Below are 1650 nucleotides of genomic sequence, written 5' to 3' on the forward strand. Positions count from 1 at the left end.
CCGATTCCCAGACCGAATTAAAAACCGCTATAAATACGGCTAAATACTACATATCTCAAGGCGAGAGAAGAGAGATACGCCACCCATAAAAAAGGCAAAGTATGCCCAACCGGAAAAGAATCCGACATAGCTGACTGGTAGATGCCCCTGGGGAGCATTGAGGGTGAAGGGCAGGTCAACGTAATCTAGCCACTTTTCGTTGGTGTGCCATCCGAGTTGATCGCCAAAGCGACAGTAAGTTTCATACTCATAATCGGCACCAGGAGTTACCTGCACACTCTCGGTCACTAAGCTCTGCCAGATTTGTTTCTGTACACTAAAGCCAAAGCGCCCATTGCTGTACTTTACCCAGAGAGTGTTGAGAGTATAGAGGTCTGTACAAGGAAAGGTGTTGATATCTGGGATGTCAAGCCAGCCTTCTTCTTCTCGTCCTGCTGCTTTGAGCATAAGAGCGAGAGTTTCTTGATCTGCCTCTTGCCACTTTCTACGAATTAGTAAATCCCGTAATGGGCGGTAATCTACTCCTACATCAGAACTAAGGTCATCAACTTCACTCAAACAGATGAAATAATCGTCTTCAGTCAAGGGCTGTAACCATTCGTGCACTGACTGAGGACGGTCTTTTGGCTCTAAGGCCATGGCTTGGAGAATTACTTGATTTAAGCGATCGCTAATACTAGGAACCAGTTCTTTTGGTGGCACCAGCTCTTCACCGTCATACTTGCGGTAAATTGACTCGGTAGGATTTAGCCCAGTTACGGCATGGTACAGTGAAGCCGCTAGAGAGTAGACATCCACCGTGGCGTGACGACTGCCTTGGTAGTATAGCTCGTAGGGTCGAAATGGTTTATTGTCAATATGGCTCGACACATTACTATCTCGGAGTATATCCCCAGGAATCTCAAAGTCAATCAATACCGGTTTGCCAGTGTTACTGACCACGATATTATGAGGGCTTATATCTAAATGCACTAGCCCTACTCCATGGATTAGATTCAAGGCTGACCCAATTTGAGTGATGTAGGCTACTGCATCAGTTTCAGGTAATGGTCCTATGCGTTGTACCAAATTCCACAAACTTTCCCCGGAAATAAAATCCATTACGAGGCAGTAGGTATCTCCTTCTTGAAACAAGTCTCTGACCTGGACCAGGGATTCAAGGTCAGCAGACAGTTGAGCCAGCAGTTGTCCTTGCTTGATAAATTGTTCTCCATAGTTGGGGTAGTCTGGAGCCAATCTCAGGCTTTCGTGTGGTGTTTTAATTACAACATCTTGATTAAGTAACTGATGGACTGCTTTGTAAGTAATTCCAAAAGCTCCACGTCCAATAATTTTATCGATCTTGTATTTACCACCATGTAACAGCTGTTGCTCTGACCAGACCATATATATTAGTTGTTAGTTGTTTATGATTCGTGTTTAGGTTTAGTAGATTTACCCTGGCTCCTAGGAGGATTATCAACTAGTTTAAGACACCCTCAATTCAAATAATATTGATAATACAAATAATGCTATAGCATTATTGAGTAAGTATTAAGCTATCAGTTATCAGCTATCAGCTATCAGCTATCAGCTATCAGCTTATGCGCTACGCGCACGGCTGACGGCTGACGGCTGACGGCTTACATTATTTACATGCTATTAAATATG

Annotated in this window: 1 protein-coding gene; it reads right to left on the reverse strand. The window is 43.7% G+C overall.

The features are described 5' to 3' along the window. Positions 1 to 39 precede the first annotated feature (39 nt). On the reverse strand, positions 40 to 1386 hold the full coding sequence (locus F6K49_RS46815) for a serine/threonine-protein kinase (RefSeq protein WP_293109323.1): 1347 nt from the start codon (positions 1384 to 1386) through the stop codon (positions 40 to 42). Between the last annotated feature and the right edge of the window lie 264 nt (positions 1387 to 1650).

It is taken from the genome of Moorena sp. SIO3I6 (genome assembly GCF_010672095.1).

What these genes read in the sequence shown, in the direction of transcription:
- F6K49_RS46815 (WP_293109323.1), bottom strand. Translation starts at nt 1,386, where the DNA reads ATGGTCTGGTCAGAGCAACAGCTGTTACATGGTGGTAAATACAAGATC.